We start from the raw sequence: 24,029 nt of genomic DNA, 5'->3' as shown, positions 1-24,029 counted from the left end.
ATCATGAGCGAAACCGCGCAGCCGGCCGCACATCTGAGACTGGTGAGCGACCGGGCTGCCGGCGATGCGTCGGGCATAAAACTGTCAGGCGTGTCCAAGACCTATCGGACGCGCGACGGCGACGTGCCGTCGCTGCGGCCGCTCGACTTCCACATCAACGACGGCGAGTTCTTCGTCGTCGTCGGCCCAAGCGGTTGCGGCAAGTCCACCCTGCTCAAGCTGATCTCGGGATTGCTGCCGCCGACATCAGGCGAGGTCCTGGTCGAGGGCGAGAAGGTGACGAAGCCGCACGGCAATGTCGGCATCGTCTTCCAGAACGCGTTGCTGCTGCCATGGCGCAACATCCTCAACAACGTGATGCTGCCGATCGACATGAAGCGGCTGCCGCGACAACAATATCTCGACCGCGCCAAGGCGCTGTTGAAGCTCGTCGGTCTCGAAGGTTTCGAGAAGAAGCTGCCCTGGCAGCTCTCCGGCGGCATGCAGCAACGCGCCTCGATCTGCCGCGCGCTGGTGCACGATCCCAAGATCATGCTGATGGACGAGCCGTTCGGCGCGCTCGATGCGCTGACGCGCGAACGCATGAATGTCGAATTGATGCGGATCCAGCGCGAGACGAAGAAGACGGTGCTGCTGATCACGCATTCGATTCCGGAGGCGGTGTTCCTCGCCGACCGCGTGCTTGTCATGACCGAGCGGCCCGGTGCGATCGCCGCGATCTACGACGTGCCGCTGCCGCGCCCGCGCTCGCTCGACGTGATGGCCGACCCTGTCTTCACCGAACTGGTGCAGCGCATCCGCAAGCACTTTTTTTCGCAAGGTTCTCTGGACTAAAGCCATGGCGCCGCGCCTGAAGTTGCGAGATATCGCCTTCTTCGAACGTCCCGTGCAGTTCGCGCGGCCGTTCCGCTTTGGCGCAATCACGATCAATGCGACGCCGCAGCTGTTCGTGCGGGTCGAGATCGAGGTCGAGGGTCGGGGAAGTGCGGTCGGTGCCAGCGCCGAGCTGCTGGTGCCAAAATGGTTCGACAAGCGGCCGGAGCTTTCGCCGGCGCAGACGGTCGACGGTCTGCGACGCTCGTTGGAGATCGCGCGTGGTCTCTATCTGGCCCGGACCGGATATCTCACCGCGTTCGATCTGCACGCCTTGAGCATCGGTGCGCAGGTCGCGACCTGTGCGAACAAGAACATTCCGGCACTCGCCGCGGCTTATGGCCCGGCGGAAATCGACAAGGCGATCCTCGATGCGCTCTTGCGCGCAGCCGACACCAGTTTCTTCGACGGGATAGCCGGTAACATTGCCGGCATCGATGCGCGGCTTTCGCCTGACCTGAAGGACGCGGACGTCGCCACGTTTCTTGCCGGCCGCAAGCCACTGCCGCGTGTTGCCATCAGGCATACCGTTGGCCTCGACGATACCGTCGAAGGTGAGGGTGGCGTCGCCGACGCACGCGAGAATGCAGATGCGAATTACTTCAAGCTGAAGCTGTCGGGCGATCCCGCCTCCGATGCGGCGCGGCTGGCGCGGATCGGCAAGGAACTCGATACGCTTGGGCGCGCCTACAAGGTGACGCTCGATGCGAATGAGCAGTACGCCGATCTTGCGGCGCTGGGCGCGCTGATGGATCGGTTCGACCGTGATCCCGCATTGCGCCCGATCGCTTCGCGACTGCTCTATGTCGAGCAGCCCATGCCGCGCGACATCACACGGCAGTCGCCGCTGGGTTCTCTGGCCGCGTACGGCTTCACCATCGACGAAGCGGACGATTCCTACGACGCGTTTCCGGCAGCGCGGGCCCTCGGCTATCGCGGCATCTCCTCGAAATCCTGCAAGGGTCTCTACAAGTCGATTCTTAATGCAACCCGCGCGGCGAAATGGACGACCGGCGCGGAAACCTTTTTCGTGACCGGCGAGGATCTCACCTGCCAGGCTGGCCTTGCCGTGCAGCAGGACCTCGCGCTCGGCGCCTTCATCGGTGTCACCCACGCCGAGCGCAATGGCCACCACTATGTCGACGGTTTCGGCGAGACGCCTGCCGCTGATGCTGCGGCCTTCGCGGCCGCACACCCCGATCTCTATGCCGACGCCGGGCAGGGCATCCGCCTCGCCATTCACGACGGCGGTCTCCTGACGGGGTCGCTCAATGTTGCGGGCTTTGCGACGTCGGTCCATCCCGACTGGTCGGCGCTTCGTCCGCTCGAACAGCCAACATCACTTCAGGAGTATCTGGCATGACCACGCAGCGCCTCGGCCTCATCATGAACGGCGTCACCGGCCGCATGGGGCTCAACCAGCATCTGATCCGCTCGATCGTCGCGATCCGCGAACAGGGCGGCGTCCGCTTGAACAACGGCGATCGCGTGATGCCCGATCCGATCCTGGTCGGCCGCAGCGCCGAGAAGGTCGAGGCGCTCGCCAAGCGCTACAACATCACGCGCTGGACCACCGACCTCGATGCGGCGCTCGCCGACAAGAACGACACCATGTTCTTCGACGCCGCGACCACGCAGGCGCGGCCCGGTCTGCTGACCCAGGCCATCAACGCCGGCAAGCACGTCTATTGTGAGAAGCCGATCGCGACGAATTTTGAAGAGGCTCTCGAAGTCGTGAAGCTCGCCAATGCCAAGGGCGTCAAGCACGGCACGGTGCAAGACAAGCTGTTCCTGCCCGGCCTGAAGAAGATCGCCTTCCTGCGCGACTCCGGTTTCTTCGGCCGCATTCTCTCCGTGCGCGGCGAGTTCGGCTATTGGGTCTTCGAAGGCGGCTGGCAGGAGGCGCAGCGCCCGTCCTGGAACTATCGCGACGAGGACGGCGGCGGCATCATCCTGGACATGGTCTGCCACTGGCGTTACGTGCTCGACAACCTCTTCGGCAACGTCCAGAGCGTGGTCTGCATCGGCAACACCGACATTCCCGAGCGTTTCGACGAGCAGGGCAAGACGTATAAGGCGACCGCGGACGATTCCGCCTACGCGACCTTTCAGCTCGAAGGCGGCGTCATCGCCCACATCAACATGTCCTGGGTCACCCGCGTCTATCGCGACGATCTCGTTACCTTCCAGGTCGACGGCACGCATGGCTCGGCGGTCGCGGGCCTCACCGACTGCATGATTCAGGCGCGGCAGGCGACGCCCCGTCCGGTCTGGAATCCCGACGAGAAGCGGCTGCATGATTTCTACGGCGACTGGCAGAAGCTGCCCGACAACGTTACCTACGACAACGGCTTTAGGGAGCAGTGGGAGATGTTCATCCGCCACGTCTACGAAGATGCGCCCTACAAGTTCACGCTGCTCGAAGGCGCCAAGGGCGTGCAGCTCGCCGAATGCGCGCTGAAGAGCTGGAAGGAGCGGCGATGGATCGACGTCGCCCCGATCAAGGCGTGAGGTTGATTGGATAGAGTCTCGATGTCTACCAAGCCGTCATTGCGAGCGAAGCGAAGCAATCCAGGGTCCCGCCGCGGACGTAGTCTGGATTGCTTCGTCGCTTCGCTCCTCGCAATGACGGGGAAAGGTCTGAAATCATGAACAAGCCCGTCCAGCCGATGTCATCATTGTCGCTCAAACTGCCGAAAGCCGATCGGTCGATCGAGACCTACCGGCTCGCGGCCTCGCGCACGTTTCCCGCAAAGCTCGAGGGGCCGCTGAACCGCATCGCGTTCTCGGCCGTGCACACGGTCGCCGATCCCTTCGCGGACAGCGATCCCTGGCTGTCGGTCGCCGTCGACTGGGACAAGACCATCGCCTTCCGCGAGCATGTCTGGGACCTCGGCCTCGGCGTTGCCGAAGCCATGGACACCGCGCAACGCGGCATGGGCCTGGACTGGCCGACCTCGCTCGAGCTGATCACGCGCTCGGTCGGCGCCGCCAAGCGACGCAACGCGCTGGTGTTCTCCGGTGCCGGCACCGATCATCTCGCGGTCGAGGATGCCAAGAGCCTCGATGACGTGATCCGCGCCTATGAGGAACAGATCTCGGCGGTTGAGAAGGTCGGCGGCCGCATCATCCTGATGGCATCGCGCGCGCTGGCCAAGCTCGGCCGCAACGCCGACGACTACGCCAAGGTCTATGACCGCGTGCTGTCGCAGGTCCGTGAACCCGTCATCATCCACTGGCTCGGCGACATGTTCGACCCGGCATTGACTGGCTATTGGGGCACCGGGGATCTCGACAAGGCGATGGACACGGCCGTTGCCATCATCAACGGCAACGCCGCCAAGGTCGACGGCGTCAAGGTCTCGCTGCTGGACAAGCAGCGCGAGATCGACATGCGCCGGCGTCTCGACAAGCGCATCAAGATGTACACCGGCGACGACTTCAACTATGCGGAGCTGATCGCCGGCGACAGCGAAGGTTTTTCGCACGCGCTGCTCGGCATCTTCGACGCGATCGCGCCGGCGGCGTCCTATGCGCTGTCGCGGCTGGCGGCCGGCGACGAAGCCGGCTTCCACGACGTGCTGGGACCGACGGTGCCGCTGTCGCGGCACATCTTCAAGGCGCCGACGCGCTTCTACAAGACCGGCGTGGTGTTCATGGCGTATCTGAACGGCCACCAGGATCATTTCACCATGGTCGGGGGACAGGAGAGCGCGCGCTCGATGCTGCATCTGGCCGAGCTGTTCCGGCTGGCCGATCAAGCCGGCCTGCTTGCCAACCCGGAGCTGGCGACGCAACGGATGAAGACCGTGCTGGCCTCGCATGGACTTGAATCCTGATGCGTGATTTCTCGTCCGACCACCGCTGGCTGTCGCTGAATACGGCGACCGTCCGCAAGCAGGGTGACCTCGTCGAGATCATCGAGGCCTGTGCGAAGCATGGCATCCGCGCCATCGATCCCTGGCGCGACCAGGTCGCGGCCGTGGGTCTCGACCGCGCCGCGCGCGCGGTGCGCGACGCCGGTCTTGATCTCTCGGGCTATTGCCGTGGCGGCATGTTCACCTCGGATGCGTCGCGACGGGGCGAGGTGCGCGACGACAACCGGCGTTGCGTCGATGAAGCCAAGGCGCTGGGCGCGCCCTGCATCGTTCTCGTCGTCGGCGGCCTGCCGCAATATTCGCGGCCGGGCAGCGAGGCGTCGAAAGATATCGGGGCAGCGCGCGGGCAGGTCGAGGAGGCGCTTGCGGAGATGCTGGACTACGCCAGACAGGCAAACCTGCCGCTGGCGATCGAGCCCTTGCATCCGGCCTACGCGGCCGACCGCGCCTGCGTGAACACGACAAGGCAGGCGCTCGATATCTGCGACCGGCTGGATCCCGGCCGCACCGGCATGCTCGGCGTCGCGCTCGATGTCTATCACATCTGGTGGGACCCGGAGCTGATCGGTCAGATCGCGCGCGCCGGCAAGGATCGGCTGCTCGCGTTCCATGTCTGCGACTGGCTGGTGCCGACCAGGGACATCCTCAACGACCGCGGCATGATGGGCGACGGCGTCATCGACATCAAATCGGTGCGTCACGCGGTCGAAGCGCAGGGCTTTGCCGGCTATTCGGAGATCGAAATCTTCTCCAACGACTGGTGGGGCAAGCCGATGGACGAGGTGCTGCGCACCTGCATCGCGCGGCACAAGACGGTGGTGTAGCTCCCACGCGCGCTGCCGTCACGGGCTTGCGACCTGTTGCAGCGTGTTGAAGCGCGCCTTCTGCTCGCTGCTCAAGGTGGCATAGAACTCGTTCAGGGCGGGTTCGACCAGCTTGGCGGCCGTCAGGATGGCCCCTCTGAATTGACTTTCGCTTTCAGCGGCAGAACGGACATTGCTCGGACTTACTGCTGGCCCGACCCGTCGCGAAAGACCCAACTTGGACGTTGACGTCCGCCTTTCGTGGGGAGCGGAAAAAGGCGCGGTTTGACGAGACGACATCACTGAGAGACTGACCTGTCCTCATCAACGCGCGGCGTTCGATCAGATGCGCGCATGATCCAGATATGTAGTGATCGCATGTCGACCCGCGCGGGGCGCGCCAGGTGGTGCGCGCTAGTGCGGACGATTGGGCGCGATCGCCTAACGACATCTGCGGTTCAGCCGCCTAGATTCCTATCTTGGCAGCCGAGGTCCTTGGCAAGCGGACAACCGACCGACGTCGATTGATCCGGTCGCTTGTTCGCCGGCCTCGAGCTGGGAGAAGGACCAAGTCGAGAACCAGGCTGGGCTCCGCAGCAGGCGTACAAACGAGATGGCATCAGAGATTCCCTACATGTTCGGTCATTCCGAATCAGAAGTTCACCGCTTTATGCGCCAAACGGCAGTACTTACACCGATCACACGGCGCTTGTGTAGCGACGCGGGCCTCGCGCGCGATATGCGCGTGTGAGATGTCGGCTGCGGTAGCGGCGATGTGTCGATGCTCGCCGCCGACATGGTCGGCTCCGGTTGCGCGGTGGTGGCCAATGCTCGGCTCAAGCGACGCGAGAGCGGTGTCGCAGTCTTCTCGAAACGAAGCAATGGAGGCTGAAATGGGAATGCGAAGAAGCACACGGGGGCTTTGCCGCGGGTCGCATGACGTCGGCAGTGAAGCGACACGATTGCGACTGAAGGTCATACCCGTGCCTGACCTGGGTGAGGATGCCCTGAGTCGTTGCGGCGTTGGACCCGGCAAGCGTATCCTCGATCTAGAGTGCGGCGTTGGCGACACATCTCTCTTGATCGCCGGGTTGGTTGGCCCCACTGGCCTTGTGGTCGGAATCGACAAATCGGCGGACTTCATCGAGGCCGCGGAGAGGCGCGCGACGGTTGCCGGTCTGTGCTATTGGACACGGTTTGCCACTGCCGATCCCAACACCTTCGTTGCCCGGGAACGATTCGACATCGTCATTGTTCGGCTGACTCTCTTGCTTCAAAGCGAACACGCCGCCTTCTTGCGGCTGTGCGCCTGCGCTCGTCCGGACGGAGTCATCATGGTCGTCTCCAGCGAGCCCGCCAAAAAGGCGGATTCGAATCGGCTCGAATCGGCTCCCGATTGCTATGACCGACTGGTCGGTGGCTTGCACGACGCTGGAATGCCTGTTTCCCGCCACCGACCCCGTCGAGACGTACGCCGATCGCCGAACGTTTGACCGGAGACGAGCGATGCAAGACATCATTGCAATGGCGAGCAGGAAGAATATCGCTTTGGTCGCGCACGACAACAAGAAGGAAGAGCTTGTCGCGTGGGCCAAGTTCAATTGCCGAGTGTTGGCAGAGCACTCTCTCTGTTCCACGCGGACAACCGGCGAGATCCTTAGGAACAGGCTCGGACTGAACGTGACGCTCCTGGAAAGCGGAGCTTTAGGAGGTGACCAGCAAATCGGGTCCCGAATCACGGAAGGCCAGATTGATTTTGTGATCTTCTTCCTGGACCCGTTGCAATCTCAACCTCACGACGACGACGTGAAAGCGCTGCTGCGCATCACCGTCGTGTGGAATGTTCCGCTCGCTTGCAATCGCGCTTCCGCCGACTTCCTTATTTCGTCGCCATTGATGACGACAGGATATAAACGCGTGTTTCCCAACCACTCAAAGCACAGAGCCCGCCTGCGCGTCGGCTCGCACTCCAAGCTCGCTGCGGAAGGCGCTGTCGAGAGCCTGAGGCAGAGACGCCACCTCGGCGTCCATGAGAGGGACGGGGAGGAAGTGGCCAGCCCCCCGGTAACCCGCTGAAGTAAGGTCAGCTTTCGGACGACTGCTGCCGAAATCGGATCGATCTTGCATTGACTCGCAACCTTCATCACCGGAGACAAACCATGACCAAGACCATTCTCATCACCGGCACATCGAGCGGCTTCGGCCGCGAAACCGCGGAAAGGCTGGCGCGCGACGGCTATCGCGTGTTCGCCGCGATGCGCGACATCGCCAGCCGCAATCGCTGCCACGCCGACGCGCTGCGAAGCCAGAAAATCGACGTCGTCGAGCTCGATGTTACCGATGGCGGCTCGGTCGATCGCGCCATTGCTTCTATCCTCGCCAAGGCCGGCAAGATCAACGTGCTGGTCAACAACGCCGGCATTGCATCAGCCGGCGTGACCGAAGCCTTCACGGCCGATCAAGCCAAGGCGATCTTCGACACCAACGTCATCGGTCTCCTCCGCGTCACCCGGGCAGTGCTACCATCGATGCGTCGGGAGCGCGAAGGTCTCATTATCAACATGGGCTCGGTCCTCGGCCGGGTGACGATCCCCTTCTTCGGCATCTACGGCGCGAGCAAGATGGCGATCGAAGCTTTGACCGACAGTATTCGGCTGGAGGTCTCCCAACTCGGCGTAGACGTGGTGGAAGTTCAGCCTGGCGCCTACGCGACAAGCTTGTACTCTAGCATCCAGAGGCCTGCCGACGGCGATATCACGAAGTCCTACGGCGAGGTCGGCAAGACTCCCGACGCCCTCTTCAAGATCTTGGAGTCAATGTTGCAGGCTAAGGACGCTCCGAAGCCTCACGACATTGCCGAGGCGGTCGCCAATCTCGTCGGCCAGGCGAAGGGCAGTCGCGCCGCTCGGACGGTGGTGGGCACGTCGTTCGGTGCTGACAAGATCAATGCCGACGTCGCGCCCGTCCAGAAGGCCGTCGTCGGCGGTCTGGGCCTCGGGCATCTCGAAGAACTCGCGTGATGGAGCGTTCTGGGTCGGCGGCCTGCCGTCGACCCGTCCTCACGCGGCAGCACGCTGGCGTGCCATCGCGCTGATGTTGGGCGTCGACAATCGGTGCGGCCGGACAACCGCCACAGCAGGCCAAGTTCCTAATGAACCAGGTTTTGGTCAGAACGCAATCCGGTTAGAAAGTGTCGAGCATCCTGCCCATCTCTGTGCCCGCACTAGCGAAGTGATCAAACGAGATGCCTATTTGCTGCAGTGCATGAGTCCGGTTGTGGCCCATCGCGTCGTTTCGCCGCGGTGCGGAGTTTGATCGCTACCGGTGCATACCCGACATCGGGCAAGCCTGCACCAATCAAGCTCGATTTATGAGTACGTGCCCTATAGTAACCGTCAACAACCTAAAGCGCGAAGACGATTCAGCCCAATTCATCGCGCCTTAGCTCCCACGCGCGCTGCCCTCACGGGCTTGCGAGCTGTCGCAGCGTGTTGAAGTGCGCCTTCTGCTCGCTGCTCAAGGTGGCATAGAACTCGTCCAGGGCGGGTTCGACCAGCTTGGCGGCCGTCAGCATGGCCCCTCTGAATTGACTTTCGCTTTCAGCGGCAGAACGGACATTGTTCGGACTTGCTGCTGGCCCGACCCGTCGCGAATGACGCATTGCGGACTTCGAAGTGCCGCCCAATTCATAACGGATGGGCAGGGTAGAACCCTTCAACGAACAGCAAAGCATCGATTTCTTCTCGGCGCAGGGTGGGATAGTCTCCGCTTCCGTATCTTCGGTCGAGCTGAAGTAAGGTCTCATGAATTTCAGCAGGCAATGGCGCTATTGAGTTGATCGTACAGACCGCTAAGCCGTCACCGATTACGGCTGCACCTGTTGCACGATCAAAGACGAATTTCTCTTGTGTCGTGATCCGCGTTGCTCGGATTTCATCATCAGCGATCGAATTGACTAAGCAAATGCAGCTTGCTCCGTTAGGAAAACTGGCCTGAAAGATGTTTCCTTCGACGAGCGTTGTCAGCGCGGTACTGTGGTCCATTTCGTCCACCTAGCTTCGAACGCGGCTCTGGAGCAGGTCAATTTCGAGTGGCAGCATAACTGCATATTGACCAGTGAGCCGCGATCAAACGGCCGGAGCGATAACGTTCCGTTAATGGCCCTTAGCCGAACAAGGCTGAGACCATTGTAGTGTCGGCTATCGGCGGCAGACCGGACGCGCGGCCGTGCTCACTTCGACCGCCGCTTGTGACCCAAAGCGGACTTGGACTTCTGGCATTTTAACTCTTATCGGCCATCTTCGTACCCTATCCGTTGGATCTAAGAAGGTTCCCGTGCGCCTATGCTGACGCTAGAGAAATTCTGCTGGGAGACTGTTGATGGGTCAGGAAAGCTCGAGGCCGCGAATCGGTGAAGGGCGCATCGGCAGTTCTCTCTGCGCCGCGGTCGGCGTGCTCAGCGTCGCTGCGGTGCTATGCCTGCGTTACCCCGCCTTTCTCACGACACCTGAGCTCCGCGTCCATTACGACGTCGAGCTGCTCCGCCTCACCCTCGCGATTGCCATGGTCGTCGGTGCCTGGCTCGGTGTCATCGGGATCGTGCTCGGCGGCCCGCGGGTGCCCGCTACGATCGGCCTCAGTGCGCTTTTCCTCGCCACGCTGCTTGGCGGGCCCTATGTGCCAACACCGGATTTTCTCCAGCCGCGCTTCTATCTCGGACTCGACTGGCTGGTGCTCGATCTATTCTTCACCGGCGCAGCATTCGTGCTGCTCGAGTGGATCTTCCCACGGGTGCGGCCGGAGCAAGGGCCGCTCAGCCCCGGCTGGAGGCTCGATCTCGCCTATTTCGGCGTCAACCATCTGCTGATCGGCGTCTTCCTAGTGGTCTCGACACATTTTGCCCATGACTATTTCGCCTGGGCGATCAGCCCGTCACTGCAAGCGCATGTCGTGGCCCTGCCGGCGATCGTCCGATTCGTGCTGGTGATCCTGGCGGCCGATGCAGTCGAATACATCTCTCACCGCGCCTATCACGAGGTGCCGTGGTTGTGGCGAATTCATGCGGTCCATCATTCGCCCGAACACATGGACTGGCTCTCGGGATCGCGCCTCCATTTCTTCGAGCCATTGGCAACGCGCGCCCTGGTGCTGGTGCCGATCGTCCTGCTCGGCTTCCCGCAAGACACGATCTTCGCCTATCTTATTTTCATCTCTGTGCAATCGGTGCTGATCCATTCAAACATCAAGATGGATGTCGGCTGGCTGCGGTACGTGATCGTTACACCGCAATTCCATCACTGGCACCACGCGTCGGACGCCGAGGCCATCGACAAGAACTACGCGGCACACACGCCGCTGTTCGATATGCTGGGCAGAACTTGGCACCTGCCCAAAGACCGCTGGCCGGTCAAATACGGTACGGTGAAGCCGATCCCCGGCGGCATGCTCGGCCAGTTTGTGCACCCCTTCGTCGGGCCGGTGAAAGAATTCCTTGAACACCGGAACCCATGAAGCGGCGTGATCCGCTGTTTCCAGCATCAGATCCCTCGCGACGCCACAGACGATGGCAACTGTGCCGATGATCGACGTTCGCGCCTGCGCCAAATGTCTCAAAGTCTAATGACGCTCTAGCGCTTGGGCGACTGGGCGGAGCGCACGATTCATGTCCGAGTCGAGGTTCGTAAGGACACAGCTGAGCCTGCGGCTGAGGTCTGCTTTTGGCCCTTCGGCGAAGTGGCAGCATCGCTCCACGAGGTCCGCTTATTGAGGCATAGCGGACAAGATTTGCTCAGGTTGAGTTCTTCGCATTTTGACCCTGGCTGTGTAAAAACTCAAAAATCGAAACTCGACAAAGAATGATACTTTTCAGTTCGATCTCTAAGTTGAATCCGCTTGCGCGTTGAGCGACTAAAACAGTCTTGGACGAGTAACTTCTTCTATCGCGATTGAGCGTCTTCGCGTTTTCGCACAGCCAAGACCCATCTGCGACATCAGCGCGCATATTGCTGTGATGCACAATACCGGTGGGGTTTGAAGCATATGTTAGGCTGTCGCTCGGCCTTGAGGACGACGAAATGCGACGGCGCGAGTTCATAACGCTAGTCGGCAGTGCGATCGTGGCGTTGCCGCTCACAGCGTTGGCTCAGAAAGAGGGACGGACATATCGCCTAGGTTGCTTGTCTCCGCATCCTCGCGATATTCCCTTTAACGTACTCTTTTTTGACAAACTACGGCGCGCTGGTTTCATTGAACGCCAAAACCTCTCGATCGATTACCGCGCCTTTGCTGCGCATCTCGATCTGATTTCGCAATATGCGGCGGAGCTAGTCTTGGCCCAGCCCGATGTCATCTATGCCGCTAGCGATGCGGCAGTTCACGCCGTACAGCAGGCAACCAACAGCATTCCCATCGTCGGGATCGCAGGCGATATGGTCGGGGAACGATTGGTAGAATCGTTCGCCCGGCCCAATGGCAATACCACAGGGATCAGCATCTTCTCCCGTGAGCTTGACGGCAAGCGACAGGACATCCTGATCGAAGCCGTGCCCGGAATTCGCCGCATGGCAGCTCTCGCCGATCCCCGCATTCCAACTGAGACGAACGCTCGCGCCCTGCAAGAGGCGGCGCGTGCAAAAAACGTCGAGCTTTCAATCTATCGCATCACCAGAGCCGAGGAGATTGTCGCGACTATCGATGAAGCAGAGGCATCGGGCGCCAGGGCGCTGAATGTTTTTTCGTCCTCGATGATCGACGGCAATGTTCCGCTGATTATAGAACGAGTTGCAGCACTGCGGCTTCCGGCGATGTATCAATGGGCCTATTGGGCCGAGATAGGTGGCTTTATCGGCTACGGGCCATCCCTCGATCAGTTGGCAGACCGCACGGCGCAATTTGCGGTGAGCCTTTTGCGCGGCACGATGCCCGCCGATATGCCGGTCGAACAGCCGACGAAATTCGAGCTCGTGATCAACCTCAAGACGTCGATGGCGATGGGCATGACGGTTCCGGCGGCTTTATTGGCGCGCGCTGACAAGGTGATCGAATGAGATGATGGGTTTGCGGCACGGCAGGAGTCTGCACATGGCCCATCGCCTCGTTTCGCCGCGGTGCGGAGTTTCATCGCGCCTTTAGCGCCACGCGCGCTGCCGTCACGGGCTTGCGACCTGTTGCAGCGTGTTGAAGCGCGCCTTCTGCTCACTGCTCAGCGTGGCGTAGAACTCGTCCAGAGCGGGTTCGACCAGCTTGGCGGCCGTCAGCATGGCCTCGAGCCGGTGCTGCATCGTCTCCAGCCGTCCAACCGGCGTCAGCGGCGCATCGTTCGGACAGGCCGCCTGCAGGCCCTCAACGCCCTTCGCCGTCGCTTCGCTGAGGCGGTCGAGCGCCTCCTTCTGCTTACCTGCGGGGTGGAGCACAGCCTCGATCCTCTGGATCGGCAACTGCGTCAGCCCGGACTTGGGATCGGCGCAGCCTTCGGCATTGGCTTCCTGGGCACTGGCCTCCTGCTGCTGCGGCGAGCGCTCGGCGGCATTGGGGCCAAGCTCGTTGAAGCGGGCCTGCTGTTCGTCACTGAGCGAGTTGTAGAAATTCTCCAGTGCCGGTCGAACGATCTTGACGGCTTCCAGCGTCGCGCTGATGCGGTTCATCATCGCGCGCAAGCGGCCAGGAGGAGTCAGTGCATAAGTCTCCGCGCAGGAGTCCTTGAACACACCGGCAGCGTTGGCCGCCGCCGTCTTCAGCTCGTCGAGCAGCGTGCGTTGCTCCGGCGTCGGCCGCACCGCTCGCGCGATATCGGCGAGCGGCCAGGCGGTCACGCCCTTGTCCGGCGTGCCGCACAATTGCTGAAGCGTCTGCGGGCTCACGCTGGCACGCTGGCGCGCGCGGGAGCCGCCGCCGGCTTGCGGATAGTCATACGGGTTGGTGCTGGCATAGGCGGAAGAGGGGCCGTCACCACCCCAGTACACGGTGTCGACGAAGTCGTCATAGGCGTACGCCCAATATCCGGGCTCGTAACCATCGGACCAGAACGTGTAGTTGAAGATGTCGGAATAGGCGTAAGGCCAGAACACGGGCCCAAGCCAGGCCACGAACACCGCGGGATGGCGGTGACGCCAGGCCTGCCGGGGAGCCCAGCCACTTTGGCGAGTGAGGAGAGCCGCTTGGGTCCGCGACGTGGCCTGCTCGCGGAAGCGCGTGGCGAACCGTCCGCGCTCGGCGGCCTGCGTGGCGGCCGCAAACGCCGAAGCGCGTGCCGCCGGAGCCTGCAGTCCAAGCCGCTGCTGGCGTGCCAGGTCACTTTGCTGCGCGCGCTGCTCACGGCCAAGCAAGCGGTTCTGCGTCTGGAGCATCCGTTGCTGCTCGCGTTGCGCCCGCGCGCCTTCCGGCCTTTGCGATTGCAATTGCTGCACGCGCTGTTGCAGGCGATCGATGCGGGTCTGGCGCTCCGTCGTCTGGCGCGACAGCATCTCGCGCTGCCGCTGCTCGACGAGCTGCGAGCGCTGTTGGACACGTTGCTCGCGCTCGAGAAGGCGGCTCTGCGACTGCAGCAACCGCTGCTGCTGGTGTTGCGCCCTTGCGCCTTCCGGTTTCTGCGATTGCAATTGCTGCACGCGCTGCTGCAAGCGGTCGATGCGGCCTTGGCGTTCCGCGGATTGGCGCGAAAGTGTCTCGCGCGGCGGTCCCGGTCGCTCGCTCACGGCCGCTGGTGCGCTCGGGCGCGATGGGGCGGCGATATTCGGCGTCGGCCGCGGCGCCATGGCCGGACGTTGCGGCGCTGCCGGCGCCCGACGGAATTCGGGCCGCGGCGAGGCCACGTGCGGGGCGGGGCGCGACGGCGGCGCAGTGAAACGTGGGGTCGGACGCGGTGGCGGTGAGGCGATGTGCGGCGCCGGACGTGGCGCCATGGCAGGCCGCTGCGGCATGGAGGGCCGCGCCATGGCTGGCGGAGCCGCCGGACGGGCCATGGCAGGTGGTGCCGCCGGACGCGCCATGGCCGGTGGTGCTGCTGGACGGGCCATGGCAGGCGGCGCTGCTGGCCGAGCTGCCGGCGCTGCGGCTGGCCCTGGTGGTCCACCTCTGCCATGTCCAGGAGGTCCCTGGGCGAACGCGCCGACGCTCGCTCCCAGCATCGAGACACCAACCAAAACGGCCGTCAGGCAAACGCCACGCGGAAGCATGGTCTGAGCTCCCAGCTCGTAATCGCCCACGACTTTCAACGCAGGGACGGCGGAATCGTTCGTTGTTGGCCGCGGCCGGCGTTGCGATCTTCCGCCGCAGGCAGCCTCAAGAGAAATCCTGCGTCAGGACCGCGGCGATCCGCTCCAGCGCCCAGTCGACTTGATCACTGGTGATCACCAGCGGCGGGGCGATGCGGATGGTATGCTCATGGGTATCCTTGGCGAGGATGCCCTTGCCCTGGAGCGCCTCGCAGTAGCGGCGTGCGCGTCCGGCCTCCGGATGAAGCTCGACCGCCAGCATCAAGCCGCGCCCGCGCACCTCGCGGATCGTGTTGGCACGGATGGCCTTCAAGCCTTCCAGAAAGCGCGCGCCTTGCCTCGCCGCATTCTCGATCATGCCTTCCTCGACCAGCACCCGCATCGCCGCGCGCGCCACCGCGCAGGCAAGTGGGTTGCCGCCGAAAGTCGAACCGTGCTGCCCGGGCCTCAATGTCCCGAGCACTGCGTTGTTCGAGAGCACGGCCGACACCGGATAGAAGCCGCCGGACAAGGCCTTGCCGAGCAGCGTCACGTCCGCCTCGATTCCCTCGTGCTGTTCGGCGAGCAGCTTGCCGGTGCGGCCGAGCCCGGTCTGGATCTCGTCGAGCACCAGCATCACGTTGTTGGCGGTGCAAAGCTTCCGCACCTCAGTGAAATAGCCGGCTGGAGGAATGATGACACCGGCTTCGCCCTGGATCGGCTCGACCAGAAAGGCGACGGTGTTTGGCGTGATTGCTGCTTCCAGCGCCGGGGCGTCGCCGAACGGGATGAGCTTGAAGCCCGGCGCAAACGGCCCGAAATGTGTGCGCGTCTCGGGGTCGGTTGAAAAGCCGACGATGCCCAGCGTGCGTCCGTGGAAATTGTTGGCGCAGACGATGATCTCGGCCTGGCCGTCCGGCACGCCCTTCACCTCGTAGCCCCATTTGCGCACCGACTTGATCGCGCTTTCGACCGCCTCTGCGCCGCTGTTCATCGGCAGCACCTTGTGGGAGCCGGTCAGCGCTGCGATCTCCTCGTAGAACAAGGCGAGCTGGTCGTTGTGGAAGGCGCGCGAGGTGAGCGTCAGCCTGTGTGCCTGTTCCACCATCGCCGCCAGGATCTTGGGGTGGCAGTGGCCCTGGCTGACCGCCGAATAGGCGGAGAGGCAATCGAGATAGCGGTTGCCGTCGGTATCCCAGACCCAGATACCCTCGCCGCGCGACAGGACGACCCCGATCGGCTCGTAGTTTTGGGCGCCAAAGCGTGCTTCCGTCGCAACGAAATCAATGACCGACGAGCTCATCTGTCGTCACTCCATTGCTCCCGGGCTGGGCGTCAACCGACCGCACCGGGGCGGCGCTCAAACTGATGTGGGTATCGGTTTGCCCGCTCGGAAGCCTTGATGCGTCCGGTGGCGCGGCGCGGCCCGATTTTCTCGAAATGTCAGATAGTTCTGTGGGAGGAGCCGGCATCGTTCGCCGACGCACCCTGTACTGTGCATGGGGTTGTTTTCGCCATTTTTGTTGTTGGCCCTCAGCGAAGCGCGCAGGGCACGCTCAAAAAGCCGCGGAACCGCACCCGTCCGCCCCGCACCGGCTGTCCGCTCACGGAATAGTTCGGAAAGCGCGCCAGGAAGCGTGAGATCGCAATCGCACCTTCCAGCCGCGCCAGCGCCATGCCGGCACATTGATGCGCGCCGGTGGCGAAGGCGAGGTGCCGGTTCGGGGTACGTGCGATGTCGAAACGTTCGGGGTCCGGAAACTGGGCGGGATCGCGGTTGGCCGCGCCAATGCATAGCGTCACCGACGTGCCGGCCTCGAGCGTGACGCCGCCGAGCTCGACCTTCTCGGTGGTCATGCGGTTGCCGAGCTGGTTTGAGCTCTCGTAACGCAGCATCTCCTCGACCGCGGTCTTGATCATGTCGGGATTGCCGATCAGCCGCTGCTTCTGATCCGGATTTCGGTCCAGCGCGACGAGGCCGTTGCCGATCAAATTGGTGGTGGTCTCGTGCCCGGCATTGAGCAGGAAGATGCAATTGTGCAGCAGCTCCTTCTCGGTCAAACGCTCGCCGTTCTCCTCGCCGTTACCTTCTCCCTGGATCAGGCGCGTCAGCACATCGCGCTCGGGATTGCCGGGCTTCGCTCGCCGGCGCGCCACCAGCGTTTCGAGATAGGCGAGAAAATCCTTCACCGCCTTGTTGCCGCGCGCGGCAGCTTCTGGCCGCACGACGGGTTCGAGCGCGCCGAGGATCGCCAGTGACCAGTCGCGCAGCGGCGCGCGCTCGTCATGGGGAACATCGAGCAGATTGCCGATCACCTCGATGGGGATCGATGCGGCGAAATCCTCGATGAGCTCGCAAGCCCCCTTGGCGGCAATCGCGTCGAGCAGGCCGTCGACCAGCTTGATGAGGTCGCCCTCCATCCCTGCGATCGCGCGCGGCGACAGCGCGCCCATGATCAGGCGACGCACGCGGGTATGGGCCGGCGGATCGTTGAACACCAGGCTCGTGGTGTGGTGTTCGTAGAGCAGGCTGTCGCCGTATTTCGGTGCGAACTCGCGCTTCTTGTCCGAGCTGAACGATTTTGTGTTCTTGTACGTCGTGACGAGATCGTCATAGCGCGTCAGGAACACGGAGCCGTTCGGCAGGCGCTTGACCGGCTCGTTCTCCCGCAGTGCACGATAGGTTGGATAGGGGTTGTCGTAGAATTCTGGCGTCAGCTTCTCGAGGTCGAAGCTTGCCGCCAGCTCTCTCGCATCTGCGTTCATCCCGTTATACTCGCCGGTTAAAGCCGATATGCCGTTTTTGTTGTTCTGATCGACGCGTTCATGCGTCTACAGTCGCGCTAGTCTTTGCTAGCCGACCGGACAGGAAAATGCACGCGCGCGCTGACGCTCCCGACACGGCCCCGAATTGGCCCGATGATATTTTCGCGACATTGCAACGTTTCGACGTCCGGCAGGTGCCGTACGTGCCCGACGCTGGTCATTCCAAGCTGATCCAGCGCGTGCTCGCGTCCTCCACGATGCGCGGCATTGCGTTGACGACGGAGGAGGAGGGCGTCGCGCTTCTGGCCGGCGCCTGGACCGGCGGGCAGCGCGGCGTGCTGCTGATGCAGTCGAGCGGCGTCGGCAATTGCATCAACATGCTGTCGCTGATCCCGATCCTGCGCTTTCCGTTCCTCACCCTCGTGACCATGCGCGGCGAGTGGGGCGAGTTCAATCCGTGGCAGGTGCCGATGGGATCGACCACGCAAGGCGTGTTCGAGCTTTTTGGCGTCCAGGTGCTGCGCGCTTCGAACCCAGCCGAGGTTCCGGCCGTGCTCGAGGCGGCCGCCGCGCAGGCCTACAATGCGCTCACCCCCACTGCCGTCCTTCTGTCGCAGCGCCTGATCGGCGCCAAGGTTTTCACCAAATGAGCAAGGCCAATCTCCTCGACCGCCGCCAGGTGGCGTCCACCCTGCTTGCGGACCGCAAGGACGTCGTTGCGATCGGCGGCCTCGGGGCCTCCACCAACGACATGTGCGCGGCCGGCGACCACGCCCGCAATTTCTATCTCTGGGGCGGCATGGGCGGCGCGGCGATGATCGGGCTCGGGCTCGCGCTGGCGCAGCCACGGCTTCCGGTGCTGGTCATTACCGGCGACGGCGAGATGCTGATGGGCATGGGCAGCCTTGCCACGATCGGGCTCCAGAAACCGTCCAACCTCTCCATCGTCGTGCTCGACAACGAGGCCTATGGCGAGACCGGCGGCCAGACCAGCCATACCTCCGCGGCCGCCGACCTCGTCGGCGTCGCCAGGGCCTGCGGCATTGCCGATAGCCAATCGATCTCGACCATGGCGGGGGTGGAGGCCTTCGCCAAAGCCGTCCACGACGTCTCGGTGGGGCCACGTTTTGCCAATGTGAAGATCGGCAGCGACAACGTTGAGCGGATCCTGCCGACCCGGGACGGGACCTACATCGTCAACCGGATCCGCGGCGACCTCGGTTTCCAGCCGATCTAGAGCCGGCTTGCCGGCATCTCGGTCCTGCACGCAAGCCGTGTGGGCGGAGCCAATTTCCGCTGAATCTACAACGCATTCAGGTTGCGTTGCAGCATACCGCTTGACTTTTGCGTGGGTGAGTGCTTACTCACTAGCATGAGCTCATTGCGTATGACGAGCGACCTGAGGCGTCAATTGATCCTCGGTGCCGCGAAACGCTGCTTCGCCCGACACGGCTATACCGGCACCACGACCAAGAGCGTGGCGGCCGCCGCTGCCATTTCCGAGGCGCTGCTGTTCAAGCATTTCCCGTCCAAGGCGGCGCTGTACGCCGAGATCCTGAGCGACGAATGCGAGGCCGATCCGGCCCTGACGGAACTGCTCGAACGGGAGCCGTCGACGGCGGCCCTGGTCGAGCTGATCCGCGGCATGGTCCAGCATTTCCTCGCGATCGCCGACGGGCCCGACCAGGAAGAGGCGCAGCGGCTGCGGCTGATGGCCACGAGCCATTTGGATGATGGCGAATTCGCCCGTTTGCTATATGCCAAGATCGAGACGCTGATCGGGGCTGTCTTCGTCGCTTCGCTCGATCGTGCGGTGGCCGCCGGAGACGCGCGGCCGTGCACGGGTGATCCGCTCAACCTGTTCTGGTTCGCGCATCATGCGGTGATGACCGCAGCGTTGACCAGGCTGCCGGCCACGCCCTGTCTCGCTTACGGGAAGGCGAACGATCTGGAGCGGCAGCTCTGTGAGTTTCTCCTGAGGGGTATCGGACTTAACGACGCCGCAATTGCTTCGCATCTGGGCCACGATCAGGCCACGAGTGCGGGCAAGACGGCGATTGCAGAGAGCGCATGACATGAACATCGTAGCCGAAAACAAAATTTCGGGCCAACCGATCGACAACAAGGCTCCCAAGCGTCCGGTCCGGCCGGTGCTGTGGTTCATCATCGTCGGCACGCTTCTCGGCGCGCTGGTCGGTGGTCTCGTCTGGTTCAATTATTTCCGCGGCCAGATGATCAAGCAGTTCTTCGCCAACAACAAGCCGCCGCCAACCGCGGTTAGCGCGGCTGAAGCGAAGTCCGAGGTGGTGCCGAACCTGCTCACCGCCGTCGGCAGCCTTGTCGCCGTGCACCAGGTCGATGTCAGCGCCGACGTCAACGGCCGCGTCACCGAGATCAAGTTCGAGCCAGGCACGCGTGTCGAGGCCGGCACGCCGCTCGTGCAATTGTTCGACATGCCGGAGCAGGGTGACCTCGCAAATTACAAGGCGCAGGCGACCGTGGCGCAGCTGTCGCTCGACCGCGCCAAGCAGCTCGCCGCGCGCCAGTTCGGTCCGCAGGCGACCGTCGATCAGGCCCAGGCCGCCTACGACCAGGCGCAGGCCGGCATCGCCAAGACCGAGGCGCTGATCTCGCAGAAGCTGGTGCGTGCGCCGTTCTCCGGCGATCTCGGCGTCCGCAAGGTCGAGGTCGGCCAGTATCTCACCGCCGGCACTGCCATCGTCTCGCTGACCGATCTGTCGGAGCTGTGGGCCAACTTCACGGTGACGGAAAAGGACTCGGGCAACCTCAAGGTCGGTCAGGTCGTCCGGTTGAAGGTCGACGCCTATCCGGGCCGCACCTTCGACGGCAAGATCACCACGATCGAGCCGCAAATCTCGACCGACACCCGCAACATCCGCGTGCAGGCGACGATCGCCAACCCGGAGAAGATCCTGAAGCCCGGCATGTTCGTGACCACCACGGTGGTGCTGCCGGACAAGCCGGCCGTGATCACCGTTCCCGAGACGGCGGTCGACTACACGCTGTACGGCGACTCGGTGTTTGTGATCACCGAGAAGAAGGAAGAGGACGGCAAGACCAGCCTCTCCGCGGTGCGCACCTTCGTGCAGACCGGCAACCGGGTCGAAGGTCGCGTCGAAATCATCAAGGGCCTGAAGGCGGGCGACAAGATCGTCGCCGTCGGCCAGCTCAAGCTGCAATCGGGTGCGGCAGTGGCGATTTCGACTGACCCGGCCCCGCAGATCCCGGCGCAGCCGCCGCGTTACTGACCCAACTACATTCGCGTGATCCGGCTCGGCCGGATCACGCTTCTTGAGACAAAGAATTCGAGATCGCCGCGATGCGCTTTACCGATATTTTCATCAAGCGACCGGTCCTGTCGGTCGTCGTCAGCCTGCTGATCCTGCTGATCGGTCTACGTGCGGCGATGGTGCTGCCGATCCAGCAGTATCCGAAGCTGTCGAACACGGTCATCAACATCACGACCGTCTATCCCGGCGCGTCCGCGGACCTGATCCAGGGCTTCATCACCACGCCGATCGAGCAGGCGGTCGCGTCCGCCGAGGGCGTCGACTACATCACCTCGTCCTCGGTGCTCGGCACCTCGACGATCCAGGTCTACATCAAGCTGAACTTCGATCCGAACCAGGCGCTCACCGAGGTGCTGGCCAAGACGAACTCGGTCAAATACCTCATTCCGAAAGAATCCAACGACCCGATCGTCACCAAGACCACCGGCCAGACCACGGCCGTGATGTATCTCGGCTTCTCGTCCGAGGAGCTGTCGGGCTCGGCGATCTCTGATTATCTGACGCGCGTGGTGCAGCCGGTGCTGTCGACCGTCGATGGCGTGGCCTCGGCCGACATTCTGGGCGGCCAGACGTTTGCGATGCGGCTGTGGCTCGATCCCGTGAAGATGGCCGGCCGCAATGTCTCGCCGGCCGACGTTGCCGCGGCGATCCAGGCCAACAACTTTCAGTCCGCGGCAGGTCAGACCAAGGGCTATCTCATCGTCTCGAACGTCTCGACGAACACAGGCCTGACCGATGTCAACCAGTTCAAGAAGATGATCGTCAAGGCCAAGGACGGCGGCTTCGTGCGGATGGAGGACATCGCTACCGTCGAGCTTGCCGCGCAAAGCACCGACGCCAGCGTCGCCTTCAACGGCGAGCACGCGATCTTCATCGGCGTGCAGGCAACGCCGCAGGGCAACCCGCTGACGCTGGTCAAGGGCGTGCGCGCGTTGTTCCCCGAACTGGAACGCAATCTGCCACCGTCGATGAAGATGAAGGTCGCCTACGATTCGACCAAGTTCATCCAGTCCTCGATCGACGAGGTGGAGAAGACGTTGGGCGAAGCCGTGCTCATCGTGATCGTGGTCATCTTCCTGTTCCTGGCCTCGCTCCGCTCGGTCATCATTCCCGTCGTCACCATTCCGCTGTCGATGATCGGCGTCTGCACCCTGATGCTGGCGCTGGGCTTCAGCTTCAACCTCCTGACCCTACTCGCGATGGTGCTCGCGATCGGCCTCGTGGTCGACGACGCCATCGTCGTGGTTGAGAACATCCACCGCCATCTGGAGGAGGGCAAGACGCCGGTACAGGCGTCGCTGCAAGGCGCGCGCGAAATCGTCGGCCCCGTCATCTCGATGACGATCACGCTCGCCGCGGTGTATGCGCCGATCGGTTTCCTCGGCGGCCTCACCGGCTCGTTGTTCCGCGAATTCGCCTTTACGCTGGCGGGCTCGGTGATCGTGTCGGGTGTGATCGCGCTGACGCTGTCGCCGATGATGTGCTCGGTGCTGCTGAAGAACACCGAAGAGGGGCGCTTCGCCAAGCTGGTGAACCGGGTGTTCGGCGCGATAACGCGGTGGTACGGGCGCAAGCTCGATCGCTCGCTGGACTACAAGGCCATCACCGGCCTGTTCGCGGTGACGATCCTCGGGCTGGTCGGCTTCCTCTACATGCACACCTCGAAGGAGCTGGCGCCGGAGGAGGACCAGGGTATCGTGTTCGCGGTGACCAAGGCTCCGAAATACGCCAACATCGACTATGTCGATTTCTACGGCGAGAAGCTCGACAAGGAATTCCAGAAATTCCCAGAGACCGATCTGCGTTTCGTGCTGAACGGCATCAATGGCCCGCAGGGCGGCATCGCCGGCATGCTCTTGAAGCCCTGGGACGAGCGCAAACGCTCGTCGATCGCCCTGAAGCCGCTGGTGCAGGCGGAGCTCGCCAAGATCGAGGGCGTGCAGGCCTTCGCCTTCAACCTGCCGCCGCTCCCGGGCGGACCGGGCGGTCTCCCGATCCAAATGGTGATCAACTCCACGGCAGGCTTCCAGACGGTCTTTGAGCAGATGGAGAAGCTGAAGGACGCCGCGCGCAAGAGCGGCATGTTCATCGTCTCCGACAGCGACCTTGCCTACAACCAGCCGAACGTCGAGGTGACGATCGACCGCACCAAAGCGCAGGACCTCGGCGTCAACATGCAGAACCTCGGCGCAACGCTCGCGGTGCTGCTCGGCGGCAACTACATCAACCGCTTCAACCTCGAGGGCCGTTCCTATCAGGTGATTCCGCAGGTGCCGCGCGGCAAGCGGCTCTCGCCGGAATCGCTCGGCGGCTACTATGTGACGACCAACACCGGCCAGCAGCTTCCGCTGTCGACCGTGGTCTCGATCAGGACTAAGACCGACCCGAACTCGCTGACTCACTACAACCAGCTCAATTCGGCGACGTTCTCTGCCGTGCCGATGCCCGGCGTGACCGTCGGCGCGGCGGTCGACTTCCTCGAAGGCGAGGCCAAGAAGCTGCCGCAGGGCTTCAGCCACGACTATCTGGCCGATAGCCGGCAGTATGTGCAGGAAGGCAATCAGCTCGCGATCACCTTCGGCTTCGCGCTGATCATCATCTTCCTGGTGCTGGCGGCGCAGTTCGAGAGCTTGCGCGACCCGCTGGTGATCATGATCTCGGTGCCGATGGCGATCGTCGGCGCGCTGATACCGTTGTTCTTCGGCGTTGCGACCATGAACATCTACACCCAGGTCGGTCTGCTCACCCTGGTCGGCCTGATCACAAAGCACGGCATCCTGATGGTGGAGTTCGCCAACGAGCTCCAGGTCAACGAGCGGCTCGACCGCCGCTCCGCGATCGAGATGTCGGCCCGCATCCGGCTACGGCCGATCCTGATGACCACGGCCGCGATGGTGACCGGCCTGATCCCGCTCCTGACCGCGACCGGCGCCGGCGCGGCCAGCCGCTTCTCGATCGGTCTGGTGGTCGTCGCCGGCATGTCGATCGGCACGCTGTTCACGCTGTTCGTGCTGCCGGCGGTCTATGTGGTGCTGGCGACCGACCATCGCGCGGCGGCCGATTCGGAGCGGAACAAGCAGGTCGCCGATCTCGACCTCGACTCCAAGGCCCTGCGGCCGACCTGAGACCGCAAGCAAACCGATGAGAGGGCGGCAGCGGCCAATCCGTTGTCGCCCTTTTTTGTTGTGTTCCCCCAACCGCGTCGGG

General features: G+C 63.1%; 20 protein-coding genes and 1 pseudogene. 15 read left to right on the top strand and 6 right to left on the bottom strand.

Annotated features, from left to right (window positions below):
- The first annotated feature begins 3 nt into the window (after nt 1–3).
- The 5 genes from NLM27_RS20870 (at nt 4) to NLM27_RS20850 (ending at nt 5,575) form a co-directional block, all read left to right on the top strand.
- Nucleotides 4–834, top strand: a complete 831-nt coding sequence (locus NLM27_RS20870) for an ABC transporter ATP-binding protein (protein WP_254148881.1) — start codon at nt 4–6, stop codon at nt 832–834.
- 4 nt (nt 835–838) lie between these two features.
- Nucleotides 839–2,236, top strand: coding sequence for a hypothetical protein (locus NLM27_RS20865; RefSeq protein WP_254145100.1), 1,398 nt, complete (start codon nt 839–841; stop codon nt 2,234–2,236).
- Nucleotides 2,233–3,384 carry a Gfo/Idh/MocA family protein gene (locus tag NLM27_RS20860; protein WP_254145099.1) on the top strand — a complete coding sequence of 384 codons (1,152 nt, stop codon included), beginning with the start codon at nt 2,233–2,235 and terminating at the stop codon, nt 3,382–3,384. The genes NLM27_RS20865 and NLM27_RS20860 overlap by 4 nt, the downstream gene beginning before the upstream one ends.
- A gap of 137 nt (nt 3,385–3,521) precedes the next feature.
- The gene (locus NLM27_RS20855) at nt 3,522–4,712 is read left to right on the top strand and encodes a dihydrodipicolinate synthase family protein (protein WP_254145098.1); all 1,191 of its coding nucleotides are present in this window, start codon (nt 3,522–3,524) and stop codon (nt 4,710–4,712) included.
- On the top strand, nt 4,712–5,575 hold the full coding sequence (locus NLM27_RS20850; RefSeq protein ID WP_254145097.1) for a sugar phosphate isomerase/epimerase: 864 nt from the start codon (nt 4,712–4,714) through the stop codon (nt 5,573–5,575). The genes NLM27_RS20855 and NLM27_RS20850 overlap by 1 nt, the downstream gene beginning before the upstream one ends.
- Nucleotides 5,576–5,593: 18 nt before the next feature.
- On the opposite strand, the gene NLM27_RS44000 is transcribed toward NLM27_RS20850, so the two are convergent.
- Nucleotides 5,594–5,854 (bottom strand): Spy/CpxP family protein refolding chaperone, encoded by a 261-nt coding sequence (locus NLM27_RS44000; RefSeq protein WP_375142258.1) that lies wholly within the window; start codon nt 5,852–5,854, stop codon nt 5,594–5,596.
- Nucleotides 5,855–6,516: 662 nt separating this feature from the next.
- On the opposite strand from NLM27_RS44000, the gene NLM27_RS20845 reads away from it, so the two are divergent.
- The 3 genes and pseudogenes from NLM27_RS20845 (at nt 6,517) to NLM27_RS20835 (ending at nt 8,574) form a co-directional block, all read left to right on the top strand.
- Nucleotides 6,517–7,047, top strand: a complete 531-nt coding sequence (locus NLM27_RS20845; protein WP_254145096.1) for a class I SAM-dependent methyltransferase — start codon at nt 6,517–6,519, stop codon at nt 7,045–7,047.
- 31 nt (nt 7,048–7,078) lie between these two features.
- A pseudogene (locus NLM27_RS20840) lies at nt 7,079–7,495 on the top strand (methylglyoxal synthase); the annotation flags it as partial.
- A gap of 218 nt (nt 7,496–7,713) precedes the next feature.
- A complete protein-coding gene (locus NLM27_RS20835; protein ID WP_254145094.1) occupies nt 7,714–8,574 on the top strand; it encodes an SDR family oxidoreductase in 861 nt (286 codons plus the stop codon).
- 443 nt (nt 8,575–9,017) lie between these two features.
- Here the strand turns inward: NLM27_RS20835 and NLM27_RS20830 are convergent, their stop codons facing one another.
- Both NLM27_RS20830 and NLM27_RS20825 read right to left on the bottom strand, forming a co-directional pair.
- Nucleotides 9,018–9,215, bottom strand: coding sequence for a Spy/CpxP family protein refolding chaperone (locus tag NLM27_RS20830; RefSeq protein ID WP_254145093.1), 198 nt, complete (start codon nt 9,213–9,215; stop codon nt 9,018–9,020).
- A 25-nt stretch (nt 9,216–9,240) separates the two neighbouring features.
- Nucleotides 9,241–9,597, bottom strand: coding sequence for a hypothetical protein (locus NLM27_RS20825; protein WP_254145092.1), 357 nt, complete (start codon nt 9,595–9,597; stop codon nt 9,241–9,243).
- 520 nt (nt 9,598–10,117) lie between these two features.
- Here NLM27_RS20825 and NLM27_RS20820 point away from each other — a divergent pair.
- Together NLM27_RS20820 and NLM27_RS20815 are read left to right on the top strand one after the other, a co-directional pair.
- Complete coding sequence (locus NLM27_RS20820) at nt 10,118–11,065, top strand: sterol desaturase family protein (RefSeq protein ID WP_254145091.1); 948 nt, start codon at nt 10,118–10,120, stop codon at nt 11,063–11,065.
- 563 nt (nt 11,066–11,628) lie between these two features.
- Nucleotides 11,629–12,600: an ABC transporter substrate-binding protein gene (locus NLM27_RS20815; RefSeq protein ID WP_254145090.1), complete on the top strand. Its 972-nt coding sequence runs from the start codon at nt 11,629–11,631 to the stop codon at nt 12,598–12,600.
- A 102-nt stretch (nt 12,601–12,702) separates the two neighbouring features.
- Here NLM27_RS20815 and NLM27_RS20810 read toward each other — a convergent pair whose 3' ends face one another.
- From NLM27_RS20810 to NLM27_RS20795, 3 genes are all read right to left on the bottom strand, one after another.
- On the bottom strand, nt 12,703–14,247 hold the full coding sequence (locus NLM27_RS20810) for a Spy/CpxP family protein refolding chaperone (RefSeq protein WP_254148880.1): 1,545 nt from the start codon (nt 14,245–14,247) through the stop codon (nt 12,703–12,705).
- Between the two features lie 586 nt (nt 14,248–14,833).
- Nucleotides 14,834–16,048: an ornithine--oxo-acid transaminase gene (rocD, locus tag NLM27_RS20800; protein ID WP_254145089.1), complete on the bottom strand. Its 1,215-nt coding sequence runs from the start codon at nt 16,046–16,048 to the stop codon at nt 14,834–14,836.
- Between the two features lie 230 nt (nt 16,049–16,278).
- Nucleotides 16,279–17,511: a cytochrome P450 gene (locus NLM27_RS20795; RefSeq protein WP_254145088.1), complete on the bottom strand. Its 1,233-nt coding sequence runs from the start codon at nt 17,509–17,511 to the stop codon at nt 16,279–16,281.
- A 107-nt stretch (nt 17,512–17,618) separates the two neighbouring features.
- Here NLM27_RS20795 and NLM27_RS20790 point away from each other — a divergent pair, with 107 nt between their 5' ends.
- The 5 genes from NLM27_RS20790 to NLM27_RS20770 all read left to right on the top strand — a co-directional run bounded on the left by NLM27_RS20790 (nt 17,619) and on the right by NLM27_RS20770 (nt 23,947).
- Nucleotides 17,619–18,161 carry a thiamine pyrophosphate-binding protein gene (locus NLM27_RS20790; protein ID WP_254145087.1) on the top strand — a complete coding sequence of 181 codons (543 nt, stop codon included), beginning with the start codon at nt 17,619–17,621 and terminating at the stop codon, nt 18,159–18,161.
- The gene (locus tag NLM27_RS20785; protein WP_254145086.1) at nt 18,158–18,748 is read left to right on the top strand and encodes a thiamine pyrophosphate-dependent enzyme; all 591 of its coding nucleotides are present in this window, start codon (nt 18,158–18,160) and stop codon (nt 18,746–18,748) included. Before NLM27_RS20790 ends, NLM27_RS20785 begins: the two co-directional genes overlap by 4 nt.
- Before the next feature lie 150 nt (nt 18,749–18,898).
- Nucleotides 18,899–19,585 (top strand): TetR/AcrR family transcriptional regulator, encoded by a 687-nt coding sequence (locus NLM27_RS20780; RefSeq protein ID WP_254145085.1) that lies wholly within the window; start codon nt 18,899–18,901, stop codon nt 19,583–19,585.
- A 1-nt stretch (nt 19,586) separates the two neighbouring features.
- A complete protein-coding gene (locus NLM27_RS20775) occupies nt 19,587–20,780 on the top strand; it encodes an efflux RND transporter periplasmic adaptor subunit (RefSeq protein ID WP_254145084.1) in 1,194 nt (397 codons plus the stop codon).
- Between the two features lie 71 nt (nt 20,781–20,851).
- The gene (locus NLM27_RS20770) at nt 20,852–23,947 is read left to right on the top strand and encodes a MexW/MexI family multidrug efflux RND transporter permease subunit (protein WP_254145083.1); all 3,096 of its coding nucleotides are present in this window, start codon (nt 20,852–20,854) and stop codon (nt 23,945–23,947) included.
- Nucleotides 23,948–24,029 lie beyond the last annotated feature (82 nt).

The sequence above is a fragment of the Bradyrhizobium sp. CCGB12 genome (assembly GCF_024199845.1).
GTDB lineage: Bacteria > Pseudomonadota > Alphaproteobacteria > Rhizobiales > Xanthobacteraceae > Bradyrhizobium.
This window is presented reverse-complemented; position numbering and strand designations above follow the sequence as displayed.

Coding starts and splice junctions, on each gene's coding strand:
- NLM27_RS20870 (WP_254148881.1), top strand. CDS start 4: ATGAGCGAAACCGCGCAGCCGGCCGCACATCTGAGACTGGTGAGCGAC.
- NLM27_RS20865 (WP_254145100.1), top strand. CDS start 839: ATGGCGCCGCGCCTGAAGTTGCGAGATATCGCCTTCTTCGAACGTCCC.
- NLM27_RS20860 (WP_254145099.1), top strand. CDS start 2,233: ATGACCACGCAGCGCCTCGGCCTCATCATGAACGGCGTCACCGGCCGC.
- NLM27_RS20855 (WP_254145098.1), top strand. CDS start 3,522: ATGAACAAGCCCGTCCAGCCGATGTCATCATTGTCGCTCAAACTGCCG.
- NLM27_RS20850 (WP_254145097.1), top strand. CDS start 4,712: ATGCGTGATTTCTCGTCCGACCACCGCTGGCTGTCGCTGAATACGGCG.
- NLM27_RS44000 (WP_375142258.1), bottom strand. CDS start 5,854: ATGTCGTCTCGTCAAACCGCGCCTTTTTCCGCTCCCCACGAAAGGCGG.
- NLM27_RS20835 (WP_254145094.1), top strand. CDS start 7,714: ATGACCAAGACCATTCTCATCACCGGCACATCGAGCGGCTTCGGCCGC.
- NLM27_RS20830 (WP_254145093.1), bottom strand. CDS start 9,215: ATGCGTCATTCGCGACGGGTCGGGCCAGCAGCAAGTCCGAACAATGTC.
- NLM27_RS20825 (WP_254145092.1), bottom strand. CDS start 9,597: ATGGACCACAGTACCGCGCTGACAACGCTCGTCGAAGGAAACATCTTT.
- NLM27_RS20820 (WP_254145091.1), top strand. CDS start 10,118: ATGGTCGTCGGTGCCTGGCTCGGTGTCATCGGGATCGTGCTCGGCGGC.
- NLM27_RS20815 (WP_254145090.1), top strand. CDS start 11,629: ATGCGACGGCGCGAGTTCATAACGCTAGTCGGCAGTGCGATCGTGGCG.
- rocD (WP_254145089.1), bottom strand. CDS start 16,048: ATGAGCTCGTCGGTCATTGATTTCGTTGCGACGGAAGCACGCTTTGGC.
- NLM27_RS20795 (WP_254145088.1), bottom strand. CDS start 17,511: ATGAACGCAGATGCGAGAGAGCTGGCGGCAAGCTTCGACCTCGAGAAG.
- NLM27_RS20790 (WP_254145087.1), top strand. CDS start 17,619: ATGCACGCGCGCGCTGACGCTCCCGACACGGCCCCGAATTGGCCCGAT.
- NLM27_RS20785 (WP_254145086.1), top strand. CDS start 18,158: ATGAGCAAGGCCAATCTCCTCGACCGCCGCCAGGTGGCGTCCACCCTG.
- NLM27_RS20780 (WP_254145085.1), top strand. CDS start 18,899: ATGACGAGCGACCTGAGGCGTCAATTGATCCTCGGTGCCGCGAAACGC.
- NLM27_RS20775 (WP_254145084.1), top strand. CDS start 19,587: ATGAACATCGTAGCCGAAAACAAAATTTCGGGCCAACCGATCGACAAC.
- NLM27_RS20770 (WP_254145083.1), top strand. CDS start 20,852: ATGCGCTTTACCGATATTTTCATCAAGCGACCGGTCCTGTCGGTCGTC.